We start from the raw sequence: 19,162 nt of genomic DNA on the forward strand, positions 1-19,162 counted from the left end.
AAGCCGTCTGTTGGACGCATACTTTCTATAACACTGAGCCTGTACTGGTTAAGATATTGCTCGGCAGCCAAAGGACTGTCCATACCGCTTGCAGTACGAGCCGCCTGAACCGCGTCAGGGGCAATTGACTCATTCCCGGCACTGAACTTCTTTTTCATGCGGAGGGCACGAATCTGAGCCAGGGCCAGACGAAGGCTTTTTTCTTTGTGATTCCAAGTGTCAACAAAGGCTGAGCCTGTTTTTGAATCTTCAAGAGGAGGTTCAAGAGAAAGTCCATCAAGAATCTTCATTTCGTTTTTGCTAAGAAAGCGTGAACAGAGGTCGTAAAAGTATTCATAAGTAATTGGCAATACCGTTTTATCGTCGCTCACTGTGAATCCAGGAAGCTGCGATACAAGGTAGTATTGATTACTCATATTCACCCCCTGTTACTCTTTGCAAGCCTCTTTCATAATTGCGGCAACTCTTGGATTGAGATATGCGCTGAAAAGTTCAGCAACAGCCTCAGCTGAGTAGTCGTAGAATGCGGCTCCGTCTTTTACGCCAACACGGAAGCCCGCATTGATTGAATTGTCAACCTTGAGCGTAAGACCTTTGGCGATTTCGGCTTTGAGAGCGGCTGTAAGATTAGATTCGAGAGACTTCAAATCTTTTTCGTTGAGGAGAACAGAAACTTCGCCGGCCTCAGATTTTGAGACCCATGCTTTAACTGCCTCTGGAATAAGTTTGGCGAGCAAATCAGAAGAATATGCTTTTTCTGACTCCGCATTAATAAGAGCTGAAAGCTCCTTTGTGATACTGTCACGGAATGAAAGCACAAGGTTTCGGCTTGCCTGACGGATTGCGTCCTCACTAGCCTTCTCCATACGTGCTGTTTCATCTTTTGCTGCTTTGATGATTTTGTCTGCTTCTTCCTTCGCATTAGCGATTATTTTCTCAGCCTCGCTCTGAGCCTGAGCCTTTACTTCGGAAGCAGATTTTTCGGCAGCTGCGACACCGTCTTTTTTAATCTTTTCGATTAAATCCTGTACCTGGATGTCCATGCAAACCTCTCTTTTATACTAAGATTCTTTTATTATAAACTACTTTCTATAGATTGCAAGTGGAAAATTTAAGATAAAATAAAAGAAATAATCAATATATAGAAGATTTTTTCAAATCATTATATGTTTTTATATTGACACACCACCTATCAATCGATAAAATAGTAAAATAATCGATTATTTATAGGGAGGCTAGTAATGGCTGGTGCATCAAAGAACTCTCGTACTACTGTTGCTACACAGAAATTCAACTGTACATGTGGCGGCGAAGTTGAAATGAAGACAAAGCTCGAAAATGGCAGACTCAAGAACTACGCAGAATGTCAGAAATGCAAACGAGTTGAGAGACGACCAAAAGATTTCAAATAATAAGAAATCCTAACAAACATAAAATCCCCTGTCATTTCAAGAGTGCACTTTGAAAGGCAGGGGATTTTTTATTGGGTCATTTTTTGCGTTGCAAAAAACCGGGCTTTCCGCCCTTCGCTACCGCTCATAGCCTACGGCTACTAAAGGGGCTACAATCCCTTGCCCGTCCGCTGTAAGCATATTTATTTTAAACAAAAAAAAGACTTGCTTTTTAGCAAGCCTTTAAGTCGGGATGACAGGATTCGAACCTGCGACATCTTGGTCCCAAACCAAGCGCGCTACCAGCTGCGCTACATCCCGGAAAGAGTGGGCAGTGAGAGACTCGAACTCCCGACAACCTGGGTGTAAACCAGGGGCTCTACCAACTGAGCTAACTGCCCTTGCGTTGTTGCTCAACGCTCAAATAATATATCAAATATAAAAAATTATTGCAATAGGTTTTGAACAAATTTTTAATTTTTTTTTGTTTTTTTATCTGCAATATTCCTCAATTTTTTCCAGAATTTCTGGCAAGGGACGATAAACAGCCTCAGTCTTTGGGACACTCTCGGTGAACATCCGGCCGTAAGACTTTTCGATTATGCGTCTGTCCAAAGCAACCACAGCTCCCTTGTCATCTCCTCGTCGGATAAGACGGCCGAAGCCCTGACGGAATTTAATGACAGCCTCCGGAACGCTCAGCTCCATGAATGGGAATCCGCCTCTCTTTGCAATCTGCTCGCTTCTTGCGGCAAAGACCGGGTCACTCGGAACCCCGAAAGGCAGCTTAACGATGATGACAAGGCTCAATGCCTCGCCAGGAACATCCACGCCTTCCCAAAATGAATCCGTGGCAAAAAGTACGCTTGAGACATCGTCCTTAAACTGAGACAAAAGCCTGAATCTGTCATCATCTCCCTGCTTCAAGACATTTATTCCAAGCGAGCGAAGCCTTGTACGGGCCGTGTCACAGGCATGACGGAGAGAATCATAAGCCGTAAAAAGCACGAGTGTCTTTCCTCCAGCCCTCTCAATCATCCGAACAATTGCCTCTTCAATATAGGCCTGAAAATTCTCATTGTCAGGAAACGGAGCGTCAGACGGAACGGCAAAAAACATATTCTTTTCATAAGGAAAAGGAGATTTAAATTCGCCGGATTTTACCCGCTCCTTTTCCACAAAACTGATTCCAACCCGTTTTTTCCAGAAATCAAAAGTTCCGCTTATTGATATTGTCGCCGAAGTGCAGACAACGCTTTTCATCGGCTCAAAAACGCCCCTGTTCATCATCGGGGCAATGTCCAGCGGCGTCTCGATAAATTCATAATAAAAAGGATTTGCATCGCTTCGCCCCTGCATATTTTTCAAAATTAGCGGCGGGAGCCTCTTCGCCTGAATCCAGAAAACGCTCTCCGGATGCTCTTCCCAAGATATAAAATTCTGGCAAAGTGCAACGCTTGTCTCAAGTCTTCGGAGAACAGCCTTGGACTCATATATCGCAGAATTATCCATATCATCCTGATCAATTCCGTCGATAATTTCCCGCACAAGTCCAGTCACCATTCCTAGATGATGCTGAAGCTTCTTAATGCTTTCGATAATTCCAGAAAACCTGTGCGAAGTTCCGCTGAAAAGCCTGATGCTGAATTCATTTTCAAGCGTGTTCTGAGTCTCTTCCTCAAGTCTTGCAATCGAAGCCTTTACTTCCTCAATCTCGTTTTTTACGACATCCGATTTATCCTCAAGGTGAGAAAGCGCGCTGAGCGTGTAAAGATAGCCCGTTACGCTTGCCTTTCGCTGCCGGCTCAAGAGATTCAGCTGCTTTAAAATCCTGAACCTATTGAGTGCGTTTGAGAAAAAGCTGGTCGCGGCATCCTCAATTCCATGGGCCTCATCAAAAATAATCCGTTTGTAAGGCGGAAGGACGGCAGTATCATCATAGCCGGCTCCATTCATCCTGGATTCAATGTCAGCAAAAAGCATGTGATGGTTCACGACAAGAATATTCGCATCAGCAGCCTCTTTGCGAACCTTCATCACAAAACATTTCTCACGGAATTTACACCTCATTCCCATGCAGGCATCGGCTTCGGAATTGACCCGCTGCCAAAGGTTTTCAGGCGGCATGAAGCTCAGATCGCTCTTGCTTCCGGTTTTGCTTTCCTTCGCCCACGAATTGATTTTGTCAAATATTTCAGTTTCATCATTGAATAAATCGCGCTCAGCACCGACCTCGCTCAAACGGCGCAAACAGACATAATTCTGACGGCCTTTTATGAGGATTGACTTTACTTTCTTTCCGATGATTTTTTCTGCAAGAGGAATATCCTTCTCCGAAAGCTGCTGCTGCAGGTTTATCGTGCCAGTTGAGATTACGACCCGCTCATTGTTCCCCAGTGCCCAGAGCATCGACGGCACAAGATACGCGAATGATTTTCCGACACCAGTTCCCGCCTCAAAGACTCCGACAGACTCATTATTGAAAGCCAGGGATATTTTTTTTACCAGCTCAATCTGGCTCGGCCGCTCCTCGAAATTCGGCGAGATTTTCGCAAGGCTTCCGTTTTGCGAAAGATAAACTGCTGTTTCCTCAGAATCAAGTTTTTTTGTGACCGTTGGTTTTATCGGCTCCATTACGACATAAACTTCAGTCACATCATTATTGACAATGTAAAATCCTTGGGCTTTCTCGCTGCAATCGCTCGCTACCATCAGATCCGCATCGGATGGATGAAGGTTTCCACCAGGGTGATTATGAATAAGAACAGAAGCGACACGGCTTTCTGAAAGATTAACAGGAACGGTATTTGAATTTCCACGGGCACAAGCCTTTACAGAAATGATTTTGCCATCAGAGTCAATAATCCCGGTAAAAAAGACTTCGTTTCCGCCCGCATTAAAAATCTCCCGCCGCATTTCTTCGCGGACTTCGGGAGAAAACCTTCTGTTAATTTCCATGATGGGATTTTATCAAATTATAAGAAAAAAATCATCAGATGCTATAAGCTATCGAAGTTCTATGCCCCACATGGATGTGGGGTAAAAGCCAAGAGAGAATTTTCAAAGAAAATTCTTGATGGAATACACAAATCCATGGAGCGAGCACATCGATTGTCGTGCTCGTTTGGATTTTCGGTTCCTTACGCGCTCGAAGCACCTGCCCCACATGGATGTGGGGTTAAAGCAGAGAGAGAATTTTCTTTGAAAATTCTCGTTGGAATCCTAAAATCCATGGATGGATTTTAGGTTCCTTACATTTTCATGCCGAATTTTTCCATCAATTTTGCATGGAGGGCTTCGGTTTCGGAATCATTCAGGCCGAGAGACTGGGCATTTGTCAGGTCTTTAATGGCGTTATCGAAATCGCCGAGCTTGTAGTATGAAATTGCCCTTCGGAAATGCGCATGAGACTGATACTCGTTGATTTTTATCGACTCGGTATAAGCGTTGATTGCTTCCTCATGCTTATTCATGATACTGAGGACGATACCGATGTAATAGTACGAGCGATAGCCGTTAGGATCATGAATGACACTCTGCTTAAAATCATCGAGGGATGCCGTGTAATTGTTCTGCGCGAAATATGCCATTCCACGATGTTTGTGAATTACGGCAAGAACAGGAGATGGCGGAGTCGGCTCCGAAGCAAGGATTATGCTGTAAATCTCAACGGCCTTATCCAAATCCCCGTGATTATGAGCCTGAATCGCCTCAAGAATCATGTCATCAATTGTTCCATGAACATACGGAGAGACGCGGTTGATGTTCTTAGGCTCAAGGCTTTCGATTTTCGCGCCATTTGATGCCAGTGTAAGTTCATCTGCTTTTTCGTAGAATGAAGCCCGCCTAGCCTCAACTTCACCCTGCAATTTTTTCTGATAGTCGCGGATTTCCTGGAAAATAATATCTGCCAGCGTAAGGCTCGCGTTCATTGATGCAAGCTTACGGCGTAGCGGCATGTCAAAAGGCGTGAACTCTGACTTATAGATAAGCTCATGCTCAACCTCCGCCCAGGCATCCTGCAAAATTGTACGGATTTGGATTTCACAAACAAGCGTTTCTGGAAGAGGAAGGTCGCATTTTTTTGGCATACAATCCTTTGGAATTGACACAAGCACATGAACCGACTCATAGCCAAATTCCCTGAAACTCTGCTGCGCTCCCTTATACTCCACTTCCTTAACGACGAAATTATCCTTGATTTGCTGCTCGACCTCGCTCAAATCCTCAAGAAAAGCACAAATTACCCGGATTCCCATCATGTCGGTAAGTTCAACAAAATTGTTCTTTTCGGCTTCTTCTGACTTTAAACGAAGCACTTTTCGATAATAACTGTTAAAAGACTTGACCCTTGATTTGTATGTCGGATTTGAAGACAGTTTAAGCGTTTTACGAAGCTTGTCTTCAATTTTAGTCATGATTTCAGTGAGAACAGGCTTATAAGATTCATAAGTCGATTTTATATTGTTTTTGCTTGGCAAAGAATTTACAAAATTATCCATAAATGAATTTTAACATATTCTCAGATTAAAGCAAGATATTTTAAAGACAAAAAAACCGCCTGCCTAAACAGACGGTTTTTAGAAACTAGTTTGAACTAGTTAATTATTTTGCGTCAGCTGCCTGACCGCCATTTGACTGAGCGTTAGAAGCTCCATCCTCAGCAAGTGAAGAAGTGAAGTTCTCTTCTGTAGCCATCTTCTGGCGCTCAACATATCGGTTAACCTGTTTGTTGCCGAAGCGAGACATCTCGAGAGCCTGGCGAGCAGATTCTTTGCGACCGATGATTCCCCAAAGGTCTTCATCAGCAATGTCGCGCTCTGATGTAAGGTTAGCTTTGTCGAAGATGATTTTTACATCTTTGAAGTAACCGATGAAGTCATCACCAACATGAGCTGCGTCACGGCAAATCTGGAAACCTTCGAATTTTACGAATGGCTCTCCGCGTGGATAGATTGGATAAACACGGATTTCGCGAGTGCGAACCTCAGAGATGTACTCTGGGTTGTTCCATTCAAGAGTTTTCCAACCGTCGAAGCCGAGGTAACCCATGAAGTAGCGGCGTGTTACATTGTCTGTGTCTCCGAGGAGAACATAGAGAGCGTGTGGGAAGTTCATACCCATTGTTGTTACAGCAACCTTTTTGAGTGTACCAACATTTTTTACGAGACCATAAGCTGGCTCATCTTTATTTGACGGATCGTCAGACTCAAACAACCATTTCGGTCCTGTTGACTCGCCCTCGCCTTTTGCAGCTGGCTGGCGGTCACCATTGTCATCAGCCTGTGAGTATGGCTCATAAGCAGGAATCTGGAATGGTGGAACGATCTTTGCATTTGCATTGTAAGCACCAGTTGGGAATACAACGCGAACACCCATAACCTCTGAACCAGCGAATGGCTGTTTAGAGTTGCTGCTTACTGGAGCAGCCTTAACCTGTGACTGTGCCAAGCTAGAAACATTGCGTGCAGAGCTGTTGAGTACAACTTCCCATTCTGCGAGAGCGAGTGAAGACTTCATGAGGTCTTTCTGCTCTGCGCTGAAAGATGCACCAGCTGCTGTAGCGTAGTTCATAACTGTGCGCTTGTTCTGGTTATTTGTTTTTTCACCGTCGTAATCCTGTGGATAAACGGCGATGTCTGCACTAAGCCTTGTGAAGTCGATAAGAGTTCTCTCTTCTGCGAAAGAAGCGAACCCAACGAGTGTCATCAAAGCTGCTGATAAAACCAAAGTTTTCTTCATTTTTGAAGCTCCTTTTTACTCAATATGATGTAGCCTTGTATATTTTACAGTATCTTATATCTAAAGCATTTTGTCAACAAAAATTTAAAGCGATTTTCAGTCAGCAATAAAATTTCCGTCTATAAAAAGCTCTATATATTTGATTCCTGCAAAATTCTTTTTTATATTTTTTTTGAAGAGGCTCACGCTTTCCTCAATGTTACGAGAACCACTCCCCTGCAAAGCTGCCTCTTCCGAAAGCCCTACATATAGCGTTTTATCACGAAGAAAGCAATAATCGACTCTTGTTCCGAGGGTAAACAGCGGCCTGCCACGGTAAAAAGACGGACCGAGAAGAAGCTCGTCAACATAATACCAAATTTTGCCCTGAACAGGATTTGAGGCAAGGTACCTGACTTCCTTTTGGTTTTTTGAAGACCCGGAAACAGGATAGATGAACACGCGCCTGTCAGTGCCGAGATGAGAAAAAATGTGAACGGCAAGGAACAAGACGATGACTATGGCAGCAATAACCGAAAGTTTCAGGAGAATTTTTTTGTTTGAAAGAATAATTTTATAATTCATAATTAAATATTAATGAAGCAGCTAACGATGGGGGCGTTACGGGGGCTTGCCCCCGTAGAGGGGGTAGCGGAAAACGCGAAGCGGTTGGAGCGAGGGGGAGACTTCCCCCCCTTCTAACGGCTAATTGCTAACTGCTCATTGCTAATTTTTAATGGTTCGTGAAGCCTCTTGAACGCTCAAAATGCGTCACGAATGCGGACAGTCCATTATATATGCCAAGCGACATTTTTTGCAAGTAAGAATTGTCGGCAAGGAGAGCCGCCTCTTTTTCGTTTGAGAGGAAGCCGACTTCAATGAGGACGGCCGGCATGTTAGAATTTTTAACGACAAACCATTCCTCGGCCTTGACTCCCCGTGAGGTTGAGAGATTTCCGACCTGAGCCGAGATTCCGTCCATGATGAATTTTGCGATGAGGATGCTTTCGGTGGTGTATTCTTCTTCCATCATGGAATTCATTACATTGAAAAGATTTTTGTCAACATCGCCTGTCTTTTCGAGGACAGTGCGGCGATACCCCGGAGAAAGATACCAGACTTCATATCCGCTCGCCTTTTTGTCGAGGGAAGAATTTACATGCACGGACACATACAGGACAGCTTCCTTTTCACCGAGTTTGACACCGTTTGCGATTTCGGTGCGCTCGGCAAGCGAGAGGAATTTGTCCGTATTGCGCGTCATGAGGATTTTTTTGTCGGGATAAGCGGATTTCAGGCGCGAGTAAAGCATTTTTCCGACCGCAAGATTTACATCCTTCTCCTTTACGGTGACATTTTTGCCCTTGATTTTGTGAGTCATCATAGCACCGGGTCTTTTCCGCCGTGGCCTGGGTCAATCAAGATTGCGCCGATTTTAAAGCCGTTGCTTTCGGCCGTCTCGGTCTTGAAAAGCTTGTTCGCGCTGTCAAGGAAGCCCTTCGTAACATACAAAACACCGTCTTTTACGACAGGAGCGTCCGTAATGGCAAGTTTTTTGTAATCCTGAAGCACAAATCCGTCGCCAGCCCGGAACGAAACCTGATGTCCGTTCTTTTCGAGCAAACCACTTCCGCTAAGAGAATCCCAGTAAACGGAAGCTCCAAGTTTTTCAGACTCAGAGATTAGGTTCAGGTTCGCAGACTGTGCAATAAGCGGACTGAGCAGAGAAATTATTGTTAGAAAAAGAATTATGTGTCGTCTCATAGGTTCAAAAACGGAAAACGGAAAACGGAAAACGGAAAACTAGATTTCTCACTGACAAAGATTTTAGCTTTCAACTTTCCACTTTCAGTTTTCAACTTTCTATATTGTCGGCAATATAAAGCGCGCCCTGAATGCCTCCGCGAAGGACTGCGCTCCAGAATGTTTTTCCGTCTAGTTCTGCGTGATTCGGGCAGATTTCGTCGAATTTTTCGAGAGTTTTGCGCAAGGTACAGTGGTTCCAGTCTTTGAGAGAATCTGCCAGAGGAATCAATGTTTCAGGGAGATAGTCGATTGTTTTTTGACCAGCAGGGATTTTTGTTCCTTCGCCAACATTTACGGAAGCTGATTCATTCGGGCAGAAAGTGAAGGCAGACGGCGGGAAACCTTTTTCATCGCTCTCACATTCGCCGTCCAGGAATTTTTCGGTTTCGAGATTGTTCGGTTCGAGGCGTAATGTAATAGAAGAAATTGCTTCTTCTGCGCTTTTGTACGCCTGCTCGCTGTTTATTCCCACCGCGATGATATTTCCGCATTTCTCGACATTGTTTCGAGGAAAGTCAACTTTATCGCCATTTTTGACACGAGGAAGAACATCCCGCACGCCATAAATCTGCTTGACTTCATCCAAGCCGTAGATTTTTGAGACCTTGCCAGGGATTGAAAGCCATGCACGTTCTGCGCTTACAAGGGTCGAGGAAATTTCGTAAAGCTCAAAAGGCTGAACTTTGTTTTTTACGCTCTCGTGAGGCTGCCACGGAAGAGAAACCCGGTTTGAAAGAAGATAATCAGGTTCCTGGCCGACAGCGATTTTCATCGCTTCTTCGGTGAGGTTCATGCCGCTTGAATATGGGAAAGTCCAGCCGCTCATGTAGCCGCCTGAAAGCCGAGCCGCAATTTCGCCAATCATCGGGCCATTTTTGGTGTATTTGATGTCAGCCTTTGCGACTCCGCATGTGAGACCGAGTGCTTTTATTCCGAGAGCAAATGTCGCGATAAGCTCGTTTTTGATTTTTGAATCCACTCGTGAAGGAAGAGAATGCCCCATCTCGATGAAATACGGAGGATAGAAGATGTGACGGTCGGCGAATCCTGTGATTGTGAGGGTGCCGTTATAGACAACTGAATCGATTGAGAATTCCGCTCCTTCCATGTAATCCTCGAAAATCGCACGGCTTGTCCGGGAATTTTTGATTGCGGTAGTTACTGAAGTTTGGAATTCATCTTGATTTCGGATTAAACGACAGCCACGGCCGCCCATATTGTCGCATGGTTTTACGACTTTCGGGAATTCTATTTCGCCTATTTTAGAAAGAGAATCTTCTGTAAGCTCGATGAATTTTGGAGACGGAACGCCTTCCTTTTCAAAACATGCACGCATCCGAACTTTGTCGCTGGCATTAAGAGCTGCTTCAAAATTGTGTGCAGGAAGTCCCAGATTTTCTGCAACGAATGAAACGCTTGCAGAGAAATCAGTTCCGGCGGTGAAAACGCCTTTCAGGCAGCCTTTTTTGCTCAATGTTTTTGCAAGTTCAAGAAGTGCCTCTCGGTCTTTGAGGTCAACAGGATAAAATTCATCTGCCAGAGGGACGGCTACGGCATTTTTGTTCGCATCGACGACAACAGCCTTGTAGCCAAGATGTTTTGCGGCAAGAATCGCAGGTTTCTGCATGAGTCCTGCGCCTAAAATCAATATTTTTTTTGTGTCAAACATTAGAAAATCTCCCTTTCTTTTTTACAATAAACCTCAAATGTGTCACCAAGCCCGAAGAAATGGCTCGCACCTGAATAAAGCGCGAATTTAAGGCTCGTTGATTTCTGTCCCTTGAGGTTCGGGAACCGCTCTGGATGATGGCCTGTCGAGACAATTTTACAGACTTTGAAGCCATATTTTTTGAGGATTGATGCTGCCCTCCCCGGCTCCCACAGAGTATAGTGGTCCGTCGGGGAATTCTGGAAGAAGCCCTGCGTGTTGAACCTGCCTGAGACTCCGCTCGCAGACGGCGTTGAGAAGGCGAAAATTCCACCAGTCTTGAGGATTTTTGAAACGCCTTTTAGAACGCTGTCCAAATCCTGGAAGTGCTCGATTACATACCACATTGTCACTGCATCGAAATTCTTGACTCCGAACTCATCGGCCGGGTCAAATTCCGGGAATTTTGCGGTTGTGGCAGGATAATGAAGCTGGTTCTGAACATAATCGACGGCTTCTTTTGAAATGTCAGTGCCGAAAACCTGCCAGCCGGCATCATTCGCGGCATCAAGATAAGGCCCGAACGCACAGCCAATGTCCAGGACTGCAGGCGTGACAGCCTTGTGGCTAGAGCGGTAAAGCATATCTACAACGCTTGTCCTGCGGACGCACTGTTTTTTGATGTTCTTGAAGTCATCGAGGTAAGTTTTTCCGTACTGTTTTTTGTAATCCTCGAAGAAATACGAAGAATTGTAGTTTTTCTCAGTAGCGTGGGTCCAGCTCATGTAAAGCATTCCGCATGATTTACAGCGGCGGAATGTGTGCAAGGTCGTGCGCGCGACAATCGGATTTTCGACGGCAGAATTTTCGTCACGGCAGACCGGGCAGCAGAATCTTTTTCCGCCGGCAAGCAATTTTACGAACTCGCCCAAAGATTTTTTGCCGGCACCTTCTTTGATGAACGGCGAATCAGGGTAAAGGGACTTCACATCTTTCAGAAGGGAAACTGCATTTTCCGCGTTAATCTGACCTTGCGGAAGACAAGCGAATCCGTACTTTTGCGCAAGATTCACATGGAGCTGGGTCGTTCCGAGCAAAATCACTCCGCAACCTGCGGCAAGTGCCTCAAAAGCCGTGAATCCGTAATGAGTCACTACGACATCGTAGCCAGAAAGCTGCTCTTTGAGGTTGTGAACGGGCTGAATATATTTAATGTCCTTGCGCAATTCTTCATCAACAACGCGAAGGGCTGATTCTTCAGGATTCTGGACAATCGCGGTGATTTTTTTTCCGCTTGAAGCAAACGCAATCGAAGTCGGAACAACCAAATCCGCCGGATCTTCTCCCCCGACCGTAACGAGAATCGACTTGATTTCATCAAAATTCTCAGGCTTTTTGGCACTTCGTTTGTGCTCCGGGAGAGAGACAAATGATGGATCGGAAATGTTCGCCGGGCGCGCAAGGCCATAAGACGGAATTATGTCCAAAAGACAGTCACACAAATCGGCATTCAATGATCCTTCGTCAATCGCAACTACAGGAGCAGCCTTCGATAGATTGAGGGCAAGCTCGCGGTCAAGAGTGAACGCATCGGTCACAATAAGCTCGTATTCTTTTTTTTCTGGCAGACGGCTTACAATCTGTTCTTCACGGAGGCCGTTCTTTTTTGCGTCCTCAATAAGCTCATTTTTTTCTTCAAGACCGGCATCTTGTGGGATATAGACATTTGCCCCGGTTTCGACAGCAATTTTAAGACAGCGGCGAAGATGTCCTGTTCCCTTTCCTTTTTTTACGCACGGAACTGTGAGAATAGGCTTGTAAAGCGAAGGATTTTCGAGAGCGGAAAGAATCTGCTCCGTCGTGTAAGGCTCTTTTACAGGATTTTTTTCACTTATTTTTTCACCTGAAACGATTTTTACGATTGATTCAGCCCGCTTGTAATCAGCAGAAGTGTCAATCGTAGTGCGCAGGTTCGGGAAATTCCATGCTTCTGGAGCCGGAACGAAAAGAGACTTGAAATTTTCAGGGTGATTGTAAAGGGCTGGGCCTACATGCTCGTGGTCGTACTGAAGGTTTGTGAGCGCACGGGCTTTAAGCAATGAAGCAGCCTTGAACATTTCGATTCCGCTTCCGTGAGGCAAACCTGTGTATGTGATGTAGTCAAAATCTTCGTAAGCAGAGCGTTTTTCAAATTCGTCAACGAGAGACTGAGCCGCCTCGTAGAACAAAAACGGATTGTCACAAGTGGCACGAAGCACGACATCAGCCTTAGTTTCTTCTATAAGATTGCAATACCGAGCAAGGACATCCTCAAGGCTTCCCTTGAAAATCTTGAATCCATTCCGCTCGCAGAACGGCTTTAATTCCTCAAAAGAATCTTCGTCGGTGGCGACATAATAATCATCGGCCTTTACCTTTTTCATTGCGGCCAAAGTCCAGTCAAGGACAGTTTTTCCGCCCAAAGGAAGTAGAGCTTTTCGGCTCAAACGAGTTGATGAAAGTCTGCATTGTGCTGCTATAATTGTCATTTATTTCCCCAGTTCTCGACTAAATCGAGAGCATCCCTTTTAAATCTGAATTTGTTTTCCCTCACCCATTCCCTTGCTTCCTGAAAGCGGGCCTTTGCCTCAAAAAATCCGCATGATGAGCTTCCCCAGAACGCAAAGAAAGAAGAGCCTGGAATCGCGCCGTGGTCAGCATAGAACCGTGGCACAAGATTTTTTAAATAGAATCTGTTTGAAAACTGACTCGCGCCCGTCTCCAGAACAGGAACTTCCGTACAGTAAGAAAGGCTGAACGCCGTGGAAAAGGTGATTTTCTCGCCCCAGAGCCATGCACGGAAAGCAAAATCGAGGTTCTGCCAGTAATCCGAAAGAATCGTGTAGTCAAAACCGCCCAAATCCATGAATTTCTTGCGGTTGTAAAGCCCGATATTGTCAAAAGGAAAGAGATTGGGGCTTCCGTCCGAGACAACCGAAGTCGAAATCACATTGAGGGCAGCCCGCCTGATTGATGGAGAAAAAAGCACAGGGAAGGAAAAATTGTCCCTTCCCAAAAGCCGTGGCGTAATGCAGAAAGTGCCGGACTCAGTGAGTTTTGAAGCCAAAGTTGGCATGAGTATGTCTTTTGAAAAATCAATCGAATCGCGGAGCACAAGGACATATTCTGAAGAAGCCTCGCCCACCCCGATGTTGATTAAGTCGCCTTCCGTCGTATTTTCTTGCGGGATAATGACTTTGACAAAGGGAAACTTGCGTGAGAAATCCTCGATGCTGTAATTTTCGCTGTCGGCCTCAATCGAAATGATTTCAGCAAAGCCACACCGCATGAGATTCTCAATCATTTTTGATCGGTAGCTCGACCAGCCTTTGTTGATGATTATGGCAGAAATATTCATCTTGATGTTGGGAACGATTTCCTTTCCGCCGAGAACAGTCATGCTGATAAAATGCTCATTAAAAATTAAAGGTATAGGATTCATCACAGATTCCGCATTTATTATCGGCAGATTTACTTTCAGTCTTTTCTGAATTAAGCTCGTCCACAAAAGCAAGGTGATTTTTGAGAATTTCGGAGAATTTAGCCCATGTTCCTTCGATTCCGTCAGTCAAAATGCTGCCGGCATAGTTCTCGAAAGAAAGCTGGAAGCAGAACGGCACTGTTCCGTCCGAAAGAATCGTCATGTCACGGCGCAGATGCCAGCAAGGGAGCCGGTTCACAGGAGAAAGGTCGGCGGATTTGAGCTCTGGCAAAGAACCGCAGACAGAATTGTACTTTTGTATAATCAGCTCGCCTTTTGAGGGAGATTCCTTTTCTTTCCAGAAGCGGTAAAAGGACTCCAGCTGATTTTCATTTGTTTTCATTCGCATGAACTGAGGGAAAACATGGCTCTCGAAGTGATTTTCAAGGAGAGGAACTGCCGAAAGAGCCTTTTCAAAGTCGGAATCTGGGCAATTGTGAAGGCTCGCGTACATCGATTTTTCGACCGCATCAAGATAGACAATCCAGTTGACTTCGGCATTTTTTGATTTTGCGGCTTGTGAGATTTTTGAGGCAATCTCGTCGGAGACAAGAAGGCCGTCAGTCTCAATCAGAAGAGAAATTTTGTGATTCTGGTCGTTCTGATTTATGACTTCAAGCGCAAATTGCAGGAATTCTGGATTTAAAAGAGGCTCGCCGAACGCTGAGAGTGAAATAACCGCGTTTTCGGAAAAATCCTTGATTTGCGAGACGATTTTCTGGAAGTCAGAAAGAGTCATAAAATCTTTTGGAGAAGGATTTTTGCCCGCACTTTCCAGAGAATAGCAGTATTTGTGATTATATTTTGAAGAAATCTGAATATTGTAGAAAGCAGGAACGGTCTGCATTACGAGCGGAGTTTTTGAGGCAAGATTTGAAAGTGAGTATGCGTCGGAAAGGTCGATTTTTTGATTCTGCGCCTCGGCATAAAGATTTTTGCACGAAAGGAAGTTGATTTTTGAGCTGGCTTCGAAATTGAAGCGGAGCAAGCGGTAATCAACATCAGAAATCAATGTCTCAATCTCAAAGGAATTGATGTCACCTCGCATGACGGAAAAAAGAGCTTCCCTGTCCATGCACTTTTCGCCCTCAGCCTTAAGAGAAGTTTTTGAAAGCTCGGAAAGAATTGAAGCCGTGCCACTCTCGATAAGCTCCGGTGCAAGGCCATAAGGGAAGCCGTCGGCAAAGGAATATTCGGCGGCATATTTTGAGTGCATTTCGATTAAGTCAGCGGTCAATTTTTCGTTTAAAAAAGGAGTGTCGGCATAAGAGACAATCGCGCTCTCGGCCTCGTATTTTTTGAGCGCGGAAGAAATTTCTGAGATGAAAAGTGATTTTGTCCAACAATCGCGTGAGACGGCCTCGACTTTGGGATTCTTTGCGATTATAGAAGAAATTTGCCCCGAAACAGGAGAAGAATCTTTCAAAAAAAGAACGATTTTTTCGCTGAATTTTGAAGCCATGTTCAAAACACGCTCAAAAGCGCACTCTGAACCAAAAACTTTTTCAAAAGCGTGGGATGTCAAATCACCGCCGTACAAAACCACTAAACTTTTCATAAATCTATTTGCCTTCCTGAATCAGTTCTTTTGAGATGTTCTTCCAAACGGAAGGCTCGCCTTTGCAATGCTCTTTTGAGTAATACAACGCCTGGTCCGCCTTAATCATGACTTTATCAAGATTCTCAAAGTCATTGTCATCAAAATTTGAGCTGATTCCCATGCTGAAACCGATCAACTTGTTCTCCGGGATGTCCAGATTTTCGATTTCAAGATGCTTTTCCAAATCAGGAATGAAGTATTTCTGTTTTTTGAGATTTTCTTTGAGCCGGGCGTTGACTTTCAATGCCTCTTCGATGGAAGTGTCCACCATAAGTATCACGAACTCATCGCCACCGAAGCGTGCGATAAAATCAATCTGCCGGCATGTTTTTTTGAGGAGCTTTGCGAAGCAGGATATGAGCAAGTCGCCTGCCGAATGACCGAATGTATCGTTGTAATACTTAAAGTTGTCCAGATCTATGAACGCAATTGAAATCTGGATGTTCAGGTCCTTGCGCTCGCGGTAACGGCGTATCTTGTTGCTCTCACGGGAAATATATTCCTGGAACGCATGACGGTTATTCAAAAGCGAGAGCTGGTCGGTTGTGGAAAGGAACAGCAGGTTCTCATTCTGCTTGAAGATGATTATCTGCGCCTGAATGTTCGAAATCGCGATGTTGAGCGCGTTGACATAATCAGTAGTAATCGGATTTTCCTTGCTCGCGGCGATTGCGATTCCAAAATGGTAATCAAACTGGGAGATATTCGCGAAATAAAGGTTCTCCTCGGCACTGTAAACAAGCTGTGAGAAAGACTGGCTGGAATTCTTTTTGAAAAGAGACCACCATGTCTCGCTGTCAAGTGATGCGCCATCCTTTCTGGAAACACAATAAATTGTCTCATAATGGTTGTCATGACATTCACAGAAAAATACAGACTCCGCAAGGGTAAATTCAAAAATAGCGGAAGAGACATCGTGTATGTACTGCTTGAGATTCGGAATCTTTGAATTTGTTGCCTTAATCTGATTGAGGAACTGGTAATCATGAATGCGCTTGTGCAACTGGGTAAGCAAAACTTCCTTGTCAGCCTTTTCGTCCAGGAACATCAAGTCGATGTTGAGCGGAGAAAAATCGTGCGTATCACGGAGATAGTCGTAGACAGAAATCTGCTGGAGATGCTTGGTGTAGTGCTCGAAGTTCTTCTCTTTTGCGAGGCTGAATCCTGTTTCGAGGTAGCGGTCGGATTCATCGATGAGCCCCATTTTGTTGAGCATGGCGGCAAATTCGTAGCAGACGAAGCAGATTTTATGGCTCTGGTCGCTCTTGATGGTCCTGAATTCGCTGACAGCCTGATCAACGGCAGTACAAGCCCCGGAAACATCGCCATTCTCAAGAAGAAGAGCCGCCTTGATGAAATGAAGGAGAGGCTTGTCCTCGGAAGTGATGTTCTTTGGGTCCTGGAGGATCCGGGTATAGTTTATTCTGGCATGAATATAATCGTTCTCGTTGAATTCAATGATTGACTTGAAAATGAGCATGTCGTTCACAGACGGAAGGAACGAATTGCTCGGCCTTTTCTCAAGGTTGAAAAGATGGAGATAATGCAGGATTTTCGTGAAAATTGTGTCAGCCTGCGCGAAATGCCTTGAATAGAACAGAGCGTACCCGATGTTTTTGAGCGTGTCGATTACATTGGAATAATCGTTCATGTTGTAGAGATTTTTTATAACATCGTTCACGAGATTGTATGCGTTCTCATATTTTGCGCGCCGGGTTGACTCGTATGAAAGGCCGTTTCGGATATTCATAATCGGCCCGATCTCGCCTATTTCGGTGCGGATCTGGTTGCACTCGAAATACCATTTCATCGCCTCGTCCGACTCTCCGTAATGAGAATGGATTATGCCCTTCCAGTGGCAGGCCTTTGAGACAAGGTGCTGGTTGCCGATCTGCTTGGCAAGCTCATAGCATTTTTCGATATTTCCATAGACGAAAGCACGGTTTGAGTCATCGTCGATCAAAGACCAGGGAATTGAAAGCCCGGTCGATATGTAATTGTTAATCAACCCGCTCTTTTCGAGAAGCTGCATTATGTTGCGGTAGTTCTCGACATTTTTCTGAAGGTCAGAATTTGCCGTAAACTGGAAAACAACCATCTGGAAAAGGCTGTAATAAGGCGAAGTTTTGTTATCCTCAAGCAGTTCCTGCAAATGATTGGCATGTCTTCGTGCGAAATCACCGGACTTTTTATAGTAAAAAATCGACACGAGGTAATAAAGGGCGGCGATTGAAAGCTCGTCCTTAACATGAGACTCAATCACATCGTTGAAGTGAAGGATTGCGTTGTCATACTGAAGGCATGTGTAATACGCAAGGGCAATCTCAAGGGATAGCTCGCGGAATTTCTTCTGGTTGAGCTTGAAATCATTTATATGCTTTACAGTCCAGTTGACGACAAGAAGAAGCTGGTCATGCGACATGAAGATTCGGTTGTTGCGGAGATTCTTGAAGATGGAATTGTAGTCGGAAAGGACTTTAGATGCAATGTCATCGAATGAATTTTCTGAAGGGAAGAATGTGTCGTTCGAGAGCCTGTCTTTGAGGTACAGGAAATTGTGCTTGTTCCTGTTACGGTCAAAGAATTCAATAGCGGCCCGTGCAGATTCCTCGGTGTCGTCAGAATTGAAACAGAGCACGAATTTGCCCTGGAGCGGATATTTCTCAAGCTCCTTTAGAAGCTCAAGGGAATTCTGCTGAAGAAGCTGGGCATTCATGATGAGGTAACTTGTATCGTTAAGCTCCCGAATGAGGGCACAGATTGTCTGGATGAAACGGTTGGTCTCGTACACGAACTCATTGTCAAGCGGAATATCGTATCGTTCATCGGCATAGCCGTTCCTGAAATAAGAAAGGAAAGAATCTGCCTGTAGCGAATAGGATGATTTTCTCACCACGCTCTCATCAGGAGATTTTTGGGAAAGGATTGAGAGGAATGGCTTGAAAGGTGAGAATTCATAGAGAAGGTCGATGACAACAAAGCTGTTCCCGAGCTGATCGGGAATTTTATCGAAAAGAGATTTCTGAGCGGACACATAGCAGATGCTGCTCCTTGTGCTGCCAACAAACTTTTTAACGATATCGAGCTGAGTTTCAAGAAAATCCATGGTTTCATTATATTAAGAAAAAATTAGATATGGAAGAAGATTACTCATTTTTTTAAGAAAAGTTTTTAATTCCTGTTGACAAAAAATTTCCTAAACGCTATAACAGAATCATCAAACGGCAATGAGGTCGCAGGAAGGCAATTCTTGCGACCTCTTCTGTTTTTAAATCAGCAAAGGCGCTGCATTTTCGGACTGGTGTACAACGGTTCAGAGGGTGCGGCATTTTTTGTTTTCCGGGGCGTTGCGGGGTGCGGTTCAGGCATAGCCTTTACCGAGACTCGCCTAAAAACTTGCCTCGCAAGTTTTTTCGCTATTGCGAACGGCTCACTACCCCGCAGAGGGGGTAGCGGAAAAGCAACGCTTTGGAGCG

At 44.8% G+C, this 19,162-nt stretch carries 14 protein-coding genes and 2 tRNA genes; 1 reads left to right on the top strand and 15 read right to left on the bottom strand.

Annotation, left to right across the window (positions count from 1 at the left end; all coding sequences use genetic code 11):
• Together IJJ71_RS12255 and IJJ71_RS12260 are read right to left on the bottom strand one after the other, a co-directional pair.
• A partial coding sequence (locus tag IJJ71_RS12255; protein WP_296847400.1) for a hypothetical protein occupies window positions 1-416 on the bottom strand: 416 nt, incomplete at its 3' end.
• 12 nt (window positions 417-428) lie between these two features.
• A complete protein-coding gene (locus IJJ71_RS12260) occupies window positions 429-1,043 on the bottom strand; it encodes a V-type ATP synthase subunit E (RefSeq protein ID WP_296847401.1) in 615 nt (204 codons plus the stop codon).
• Between the two features lie 198 nt (window positions 1,044-1,241).
• Between IJJ71_RS12260 and IJJ71_RS12265 the strand changes: the two genes are divergently transcribed.
• On the top strand, window positions 1,242-1,412 hold the full coding sequence (locus IJJ71_RS12265; protein ID WP_294430867.1) for a hypothetical protein: 171 nt from the start codon (window positions 1,242-1,244) through the stop codon (window positions 1,410-1,412).
• 227 nt (window positions 1,413-1,639) lie between these two features.
• On the opposite strand, the gene IJJ71_RS12270 is transcribed toward IJJ71_RS12265, so the two are convergent.
• The 13 genes from IJJ71_RS12270 to IJJ71_RS12330 form a co-directional block, all read right to left on the bottom strand.
• A tRNA-Pro gene (locus tag IJJ71_RS12270) sits at window positions 1,640-1,712 on the bottom strand.
• Window positions 1,713-1,719: 7 nt separating this feature from the next.
• Window positions 1,720-1,792 (bottom strand) — tRNA-Val (locus IJJ71_RS12275).
• Between the two features lie 91 nt (window positions 1,793-1,883).
• Window positions 1,884-4,349 carry a helicase C-terminal domain-containing protein gene (locus tag IJJ71_RS12280; protein ID WP_296847402.1) on the bottom strand — a complete coding sequence of 822 codons (2,466 nt, stop codon included), beginning with the start codon at window positions 4,347-4,349 and terminating at the stop codon, window positions 1,884-1,886.
• A 293-nt stretch (window positions 4,350-4,642) separates the two neighbouring features.
• Window positions 4,643-5,893, bottom strand: coding sequence for a tetratricopeptide repeat protein (locus IJJ71_RS12285; RefSeq protein WP_296847403.1), 1,251 nt, complete (start codon window positions 5,891-5,893; stop codon window positions 4,643-4,645).
• Window positions 5,894-5,996: 103 nt separating this feature from the next.
• Complete coding sequence (locus tag IJJ71_RS12290; protein ID WP_296847405.1) at window positions 5,997-7,133, bottom strand: flagellar filament outer layer protein FlaA; 1,137 nt, start codon at window positions 7,131-7,133, stop codon at window positions 5,997-5,999.
• Window positions 7,134-7,229: 96 nt separating this feature from the next.
• The gene (locus IJJ71_RS12295; protein WP_296847406.1) at window positions 7,230-7,697 is read right to left on the bottom strand and encodes a hypothetical protein; all 468 of its coding nucleotides are present in this window, start codon (window positions 7,695-7,697) and stop codon (window positions 7,230-7,232) included.
• Window positions 7,698-7,845: 148 nt separating this feature from the next.
• A complete protein-coding gene (locus IJJ71_RS12300; protein WP_296847407.1) occupies window positions 7,846-8,496 on the bottom strand; it encodes an N-acetylmuramoyl-L-alanine amidase family protein in 651 nt (216 codons plus the stop codon).
• On the bottom strand, window positions 8,493-8,876 hold the full coding sequence (locus tag IJJ71_RS12305; protein ID WP_296847408.1) for a stalk domain-containing protein: 384 nt from the start codon (window positions 8,874-8,876) through the stop codon (window positions 8,493-8,495). The genes IJJ71_RS12300 and IJJ71_RS12305 overlap by 4 nt, the downstream gene beginning before the upstream one ends.
• 91 nt (window positions 8,877-8,967) lie before the next feature.
• On the bottom strand, window positions 8,968-10,587 hold the full coding sequence (locus IJJ71_RS12310) for an ATP-grasp domain-containing protein (protein ID WP_296847409.1): 1,620 nt from the start codon (window positions 10,585-10,587) through the stop codon (window positions 8,968-8,970).
• Window positions 10,587-13,094 carry a cytidylyltransferase domain-containing protein gene (locus IJJ71_RS12315; RefSeq protein WP_296847411.1) on the bottom strand — a complete coding sequence of 836 codons (2,508 nt, stop codon included), beginning with the start codon at window positions 13,092-13,094 and terminating at the stop codon, window positions 10,587-10,589. Before IJJ71_RS12315 ends, IJJ71_RS12310 begins: the two co-directional genes overlap by 1 nt.
• Window positions 13,091-14,047: a glycosyltransferase family protein gene (locus IJJ71_RS12320; RefSeq protein ID WP_296847413.1), complete on the bottom strand. Its 957-nt coding sequence runs from the start codon at window positions 14,045-14,047 to the stop codon at window positions 13,091-13,093. The genes IJJ71_RS12315 and IJJ71_RS12320 overlap by 4 nt, the downstream gene beginning before the upstream one ends.
• A complete protein-coding gene (locus IJJ71_RS12325; protein WP_296847414.1) occupies window positions 14,022-15,644 on the bottom strand; it encodes a spiro-SPASM protein in 1,623 nt (540 codons plus the stop codon). The genes IJJ71_RS12320 and IJJ71_RS12325 overlap by 26 nt, the downstream gene beginning before the upstream one ends.
• A 4-nt stretch (window positions 15,645-15,648) precedes the next feature.
• The gene (locus IJJ71_RS12330) at window positions 15,649-18,792 is read right to left on the bottom strand and encodes a GGDEF domain-containing protein (RefSeq protein ID WP_296847416.1); all 3,144 of its coding nucleotides are present in this window, start codon (window positions 18,790-18,792) and stop codon (window positions 15,649-15,651) included.
• Between the last annotated feature and the right edge of the window lie 370 nt (window positions 18,793-19,162).

Source organism: Treponema sp. (assembly GCF_017430385.1).
In the GTDB taxonomy this organism is placed as follows: Bacteria; Spirochaetota; Spirochaetia; order Treponematales; family Treponemataceae; genus Treponema_D.

What these genes read in the sequence shown, in the direction of transcription:
- IJJ71_RS12320 (WP_296847413.1), bottom strand. Translation starts at nt 14,047, where the DNA reads ATGAATCCTATACCTTTAATTTTTAATGAGCATTTTATCAGCATGACT.
- IJJ71_RS12310 (WP_296847409.1), bottom strand. Translation starts at nt 10,587, where the DNA reads ATGTTTGACACAAAAAAAATATTGATTTTAGGCGCAGGACTCATGCAG.
- IJJ71_RS12315 (WP_296847411.1), bottom strand. Translation starts at nt 13,094, where the DNA reads ATGACAATTATAGCAGCACAATGCAGACTTTCATCAACTCGTTTGAGC.
- IJJ71_RS12305 (WP_296847408.1), bottom strand. Translation starts at nt 8,876, where the DNA reads ATGAGACGACACATAATTCTTTTTCTAACAATAATTTCTCTGCTCAGT.
- IJJ71_RS12325 (WP_296847414.1), bottom strand. Translation starts at nt 15,644, where the DNA reads ATGAAAAGTTTAGTGGTTTTGTACGGCGGTGATTTGACATCCCACGCT.
- IJJ71_RS12300 (WP_296847407.1), bottom strand. Translation starts at nt 8,496, where the DNA reads ATGATGACTCACAAAATCAAGGGCAAAAATGTCACCGTAAAGGAGAAG.
- IJJ71_RS12280 (WP_296847402.1), bottom strand. Translation starts at nt 4,349, where the DNA reads ATGGAAATTAACAGAAGGTTTTCTCCCGAAGTCCGCGAAGAAATGCGG.
- IJJ71_RS12290 (WP_296847405.1), bottom strand. Translation starts at nt 7,133, where the DNA reads ATGAAGAAAACTTTGGTTTTATCAGCAGCTTTGATGACACTCGTTGGG.
- IJJ71_RS12260 (WP_296847401.1), bottom strand. Translation starts at nt 1,043, where the DNA reads ATGGACATCCAGGTACAGGATTTAATCGAAAAGATTAAAAAAGACGGT.
- IJJ71_RS12285 (WP_296847403.1), bottom strand. Translation starts at nt 5,893, where the DNA reads ATGGATAATTTTGTAAATTCTTTGCCAAGCAAAAACAATATAAAATCG.
- IJJ71_RS12295 (WP_296847406.1), bottom strand. Translation starts at nt 7,697, where the DNA reads ATGAATTATAAAATTATTCTTTCAAACAAAAAAATTCTCCTGAAACTT.
- IJJ71_RS12330 (WP_296847416.1), bottom strand. Translation starts at nt 18,792, where the DNA reads ATGGATTTTCTTGAAACTCAGCTCGATATCGTTAAAAAGTTTGTTGGC.
- IJJ71_RS12265 (WP_294430867.1), top strand. Translation starts at nt 1,242, where the DNA reads ATGGCTGGTGCATCAAAGAACTCTCGTACTACTGTTGCTACACAGAAA.